Genomic DNA, 4,576 nt, shown 5'->3' on the forward strand with positions numbered 1-4,576 from the left:
AACAACGTCGACCCGCAAGCCTGGCTCACCCAAACCCTCGGCCCCATAGCTAAAGGCCGGGCCAGCAGCGATCTCGACGCACTCATGCCGTGGAGTTACGCGGGCTGAACGGCCTCAGCTTGCCGCTACGATTGACCAAAGAACGCAGGAACTGCAAGTGGAGAAGAAGCCGATCTCAGACCAAGCCGGCTCTGCATCCATTGTATGGATGCTTTCCATCCAAACAATCGATTTCACTGATTGCAGCATTACAGCATAGAACTAATAACACTAGTTATTCACATGCTGAATACTAAAAGTGTCCGGTTAACTGCACATTTTACCGAAGCATAGAGAGAGAAATGCCTGCTGACGTTCGATGGAAGCTTTGCTGGGAAAATGAGCTGCAGGTCAACGATCACGCAGAACTTTCTGCGTTCTTTCGTAATATTTACGGGCCGACGGGCGCCTTTAACGCAAAACCATTCGAAGGGGGCCGCAGTTGGGCCGGAGCGCGGCCTGAAATGCGTGCGATTGCTTACGACTCGCATGGTGTTGCTGCCCACATGGGAATGCTGCGGCGTTTCATCAAGGTCGGTGAGGTGGATCTCCTGGTGGGGGAACTGGGATTGTGGGGAGTGCGTGCTGATCTTGAAGGGCTTGGGCTTAGTCATTCAATGTTTGCGATGTATCCAGAGTTGCAGCGGCTCGGCGTCCCATTCGCGTTCGGTACAGTTCGGCACGCGCTGTACAAGCACGTTGAGAGACTGTGCCGCGGCGGTATTGCGGTCATCCTCCCAGGGGTCCGCGTGCGCTCAACTCTCCCAGAGGTCTACCTCGATCTGCCAGCCACCCGAACTGAGGACCCCCTCACCGTCGTGTTTCCCATTGCGCGCTCGATGGACGAGTGGCCTTCCGGCACGTCAATTGATCGTAATGGCCCTGAGCTATGAATCAGCCGGATTATAGTTGCAACGTCTCGGGCAATAGCGCCGATTGTAGCGTCTATATGACGTTGAACGACGGGCCAAATCCATATTGCACGCCCGATATCCTCGATATTCTGGCGGCGGCGCGTACCCGCTACGTTCTTCGTCATCGGTGCATAATGCCGTGGATCACCAGAGCTTTTCCGATGTATGGTTGCGGAAGATCACGAGGTTGGTAACCATACTATGACCCATCCGGATCTTACGGCATGCGGACTAGAGGAAATAGAATATCAGATCATCGAAGCAAGCGAGGTCATTTAATCGGCATCTCCTCAGTCTGAACCAGTTTATCCGCGCTCCATATGAGCTCTGGAACAATGACGTGCGAAGCATCTCGGCGTGCGCGGGCTCGTTTCGGTACATTGGTCGGTCGATCCCCGGGATTGGTCCCACCCTGGTTTTGCGATCCTGGTCCAGGAGACGATGGCGCTGGACCCGTTTGCCCCTGCGGTGTTTGCCTTCTGCAATCGCCGGCCTGACCGGATGAAGCTGCTGTTTTTCGATCGATCAGGCTTTGTGTTGATCCTGAAGCGGTTGACGGAAGACAAGTTCCGATGGCCGCGCCGAGAGGTGGCGGTGGTTACACTTTACGACCGAACAACTGCATTGGATTCTCGACGGTATCGATATCGATGCGATGATCCGCCATCCCGTGCGGCAATATCAGATTGCCGGCTGAGGTGGCGTGTTGATCTGTTGACGCGGCGACGCGGTTCAGATTCAAGACTGGGATGACCCAAACCGGCGAGCCGAGCGTTGCAGAGCTGATGGCGCAGTTGGCTGCAAGTGCAGCCGAAATCGCTGCGCTCAAAGCCGAGAAGGAAGTGCTGTCACAGCGGGTCGTCAAGCTGGAAGAGGAGCTGGCGCTTGCAAGGCTGCATCGTTTTGCGCCCCGCAGCGAAAAGCACGTAGATTGCCTATTCAACGAGGCCGAAGAGGCCTCGAAGGAGGATGATCCTGATCATGGCGGCGACGTCGCCGATCTCCCGGATACAGGCCTGTCAGCAATCGAACGTGCCGCGGGTAAAAAGCGGGGCCGCAGACCTCTGCCAGAAGACCTGCCCCGCGAGCGTGTTGAATACGACCTTCCCGACGATCAGAAAGCTTGCCCTTGTCGCAATGGTCAAATGCATCGCATGGGCGAGGCCGTTACCGAGCAGCTCCATATCGAGGTCAAGGCAAAGGTTCTGCAGAATGTGCGGTTCAAATACGCCTGCCGCCATTGCGGCCGCACCGGGATCAACACACCTGTGGTGATCGCTCCGATGCCACCGCAACCATTGCCGGGCAGCATTGCCACCGCCTCGACGCTGGCCTTCGCACTCGTCCACAAATACGTCGACGGCACGCCACTCTACCGCGTGCCGCAAACGTTCGAACGGGCCGGCGTTCCGATCAGCCGGGGTGCTCTCGCGCACTGGGTGATCGGTTCAAGCGAGAGGCACCTGCATCGCATCTACGATGCGCTGAGATTGCGGCTTCAGTCGCAGCCTCTCATTCATGGCGATGAGACGACGGTTCAGGTGCTGAAGGAAAAGAAAAAGGAAGCCACCAGCATGTCGTACATGTGGGCGTACCGCAGCAGCTAGGACAGTGACGAGCCAATCGTGCTGCTCGACTACCAGCCGGGCCGTGGTCAGGTCCTCCCGCAGGCCTTTCTCGGCGACTACCGCGGCATATTGGTGAGCGATGGCTACACCACATGGCGCAAATTACATGGCGCAACCCATGTCGGGTGCATGGCCCATTCCCGACGGCGCTCCGGTTCTTCGAGCAGCTCTACCGTATCGAAAAGCAGGCACGAGACAGAAAGCACGACGCCGGTGAAACGCAAGCCGATTGCATTCGCCGCTTCCGGCAACAGCACAGCTTGCCTGTCCTGAACGCACTCAAGTCATGGCTCTACAATATCGCGCCGAAGGTCGTGCCGGATACCAAGCTCGGTGATGCCGTCTCCGACACCCTGAACCAATGGGGTTACCTGACGCGCTCCATCAGCGACGGCAGGATGCCGATCGATAACAACATTTTGGAACGCGACATCAGAGTTTTTGCGACCGGAAGAAAATCGTGGCTGTTCAGCGATACCGCTGACGGAGCCAAGGCAAGCGCCGTAATCTACAATCTGATGCTGACTTGCCGCGCCTGTGGCGTCGATCCACTCACCTGGCTGCGCTACGCGCTCACAGAGTTACCTCAGCGCGACGAAACGGCAGACATTGGAGACCTGCTGCCGTTAAAATTCTCCAAAGCCTCCGCCGCCTGATAGAGCCGAATATCGCTACCGCGGGACGGGCTGGGGTCAGCGATGTCGCCTACGTCAATGCGCTGGAAAATCGCACTTACAGATGAGGCAACGGCCAACAATCAGGGAGCATTTCTCCCGCGGCAATGCGAGTCTCATCCTGATCGTCGCGCTATAAGCCTGCGGATGATCGGCAGAAATTCTGCATGTTAGATCGTGCGATAGGGCCCGCGCGGCTTTGATATGCCTTTCAACCACTCGACGATGTTGGAACGGGAGACGCCCAACGTGACCGCAATGGTCTTCATCGGAAACCGTCCTTCGGCAACAAGATCGAGCGAGATATCCGTACTTTTAAGCCCGCTTTGGACAGGGCTTCGCGGAGGACTCGACCTCCATCGTCTTGCGGCCGAGCATGCGCTCCAACTCGCTGACGCGATCCTCCAGCTTCTTCAATTCCGAATTGCCGACCACGGCTCGTCAGAATCCACGGCCGCAGCACCCTCGCTCAAGAGTGCGCGTCCCCGGTAAAGCAGATTGGGCGCTATGACGGCGAGCGGTAAAGGATATCGTCTCGCCAGGTTCGAAACTCTGCTCAATGATTGTCAGCTTCTGCTCTATTGTCGTAAGCGGCAAGGAGACGCCATCTGGCGCTGCTGATGGCAGGCGGGATAAGTCGGACATACGAGTTCTCTGAATGTGAGGATCTATGTCTAGACCTGCGGCTAGCCTTGGGTTGATGCGAATGATCGAGGCAGTGCCCGATCGCCTTGACGGGTCGCCGCGACAGTTGCGGCGGTTCTGGTCCGAGGAATTCAAGGCCACAGCGGTTGAGCAGGCCTGTCAGCCCGGTGTGAACATGTCGGCAGTCGCGCGGCAGATTGGAATCCTGCCGTCTCAACTCTACCGCTGGCGCAGAGAACTGTTGGGCAGTGATGAGCCTGGGCAAGCAGCAGCGGCAGCCGATCCGCAGATCGTCGTATCTGACCACGACACCGTCGTCGAAATCGTCATTGACGGTATCGTTGTGCGGGCCGGCAGGCATGTCGACGAGGTGCATCTGCAGCGCGTGATCCGGGCGGTTCGCTCAGCATGATCCCCGCAGGTGTAAAGGTCTTCCTCGCCAGCCATCCCATCGACTTCCGCAGAGGGCCGGACAGTTTGCTGTCGCTGGTGCGGGATGCCGGCAGTGATCCGTTCAACGGCTCGCTCTATGTCTTCCGGGCGAAGCGGGCACAACTACCGACATTCTGCATACGTTTCCCGTTATTCGACGATTGCCTATCCTTGGCACCCGCTGTTCGGGAAGAAAGTGCAGGTCTCACCGTTCAGGCGTGGCAAAAGTTTAATCTGCATCTAC

The 4,576-nt window shown here is 57.5% G+C and carries 6 protein-coding genes and 2 pseudogenes; 7 read left to right on the forward strand and 1 reads right to left on the reverse strand.

Going from position 1 to position 4,576, the window contains the following annotated elements; genetic code table 11:
• The 5 genes and pseudogenes from C5L12_RS27340 to tnpC form a co-directional block, all read left to right on the forward strand.
• Positions 1–108 (forward strand): transposase domain-containing protein (locus tag C5L12_RS27340; protein WP_157949139.1); only part of this gene is annotated, 108 nt, incomplete at its 5' end.
• Positions 109–341: 233 nt separating this feature from the next.
• Positions 342–932 (forward strand): NodA family N-acyltransferase, encoded by a 591-nt coding sequence (locus C5L12_RS27345; protein WP_105375127.1) that lies wholly within the window; start codon positions 342–344, stop codon positions 930–932.
• A gap of 222 nt (positions 933–1,154) precedes the next feature.
• The gene (locus C5L12_RS29310; RefSeq protein ID WP_425350832.1) at positions 1,155–1,232 is read left to right on the forward strand and encodes a hypothetical protein; all 78 of its coding nucleotides are present in this window, start codon (positions 1,155–1,157) and stop codon (positions 1,230–1,232) included.
• A gap of 78 nt (positions 1,233–1,310) precedes the next feature.
• Complete coding sequence (tnpB, locus tag C5L12_RS29315; RefSeq protein WP_105375129.1) at positions 1,311–1,706, forward strand: IS66 family insertion sequence element accessory protein TnpB; 396 nt, start codon at positions 1,311–1,313, stop codon at positions 1,704–1,706.
• Positions 1,703–3,237, forward strand: a pseudogene (gene tnpC, locus C5L12_RS27360) (IS66 family transposase). The gene tnpB (C5L12_RS29315) and the pseudogene tnpC overlap by 4 nt, the downstream one beginning before the upstream one ends.
• A gap of 191 nt (positions 3,238–3,428) precedes the next feature.
• On the opposite strand, the pseudogene C5L12_RS27365 reads toward tnpC, so the two are convergent.
• Positions 3,429–3,900, reverse strand: a pseudogene (locus tag C5L12_RS27365) (transposase); the annotation flags it as partial.
• Positions 3,901–3,961: 61 nt separating this feature from the next.
• On the opposite strand from C5L12_RS27365, the gene C5L12_RS27370 reads away from it, so the two are divergent.
• Both C5L12_RS27370 and tnpB (C5L12_RS27375) read left to right on the forward strand, forming a co-directional pair.
• The gene (locus C5L12_RS27370; protein ID WP_245423066.1) at positions 3,962–4,312 is read left to right on the forward strand and encodes a transposase; all 351 of its coding nucleotides are present in this window, start codon (positions 3,962–3,964) and stop codon (positions 4,310–4,312) included.
• Positions 4,309–4,576 (forward strand): IS66 family insertion sequence element accessory protein TnpB (gene tnpB / locus C5L12_RS27375; protein WP_205839396.1); only part of this gene is annotated, 268 nt, incomplete at its 3' end. The genes C5L12_RS27370 and tnpB (C5L12_RS27375), both read left to right, overlap by 4 nt.

This window comes from Neorhizobium huautlense, assembly GCF_002968575.1.
Classification (GTDB): domain Bacteria; phylum Pseudomonadota; class Alphaproteobacteria; order Rhizobiales; family Rhizobiaceae; genus Neorhizobium; species Neorhizobium huautlense.

What these genes read in the sequence shown, in the direction of transcription:
- C5L12_RS27345 (WP_105375127.1), top strand. Translation starts at nt 342, where the DNA reads ATGCCTGCTGACGTTCGATGGAAGCTTTGCTGGGAAAATGAGCTGCAG.
- C5L12_RS29310 (WP_425350832.1), top strand. Translation starts at nt 1,155, where the DNA reads ATGACCCATCCGGATCTTACGGCATGCGGACTAGAGGAAATAGAATAT.
- C5L12_RS27370 (WP_245423066.1), top strand. Translation starts at nt 3,962, where the DNA reads ATGATCGAGGCAGTGCCCGATCGCCTTGACGGGTCGCCGCGACAGTTG.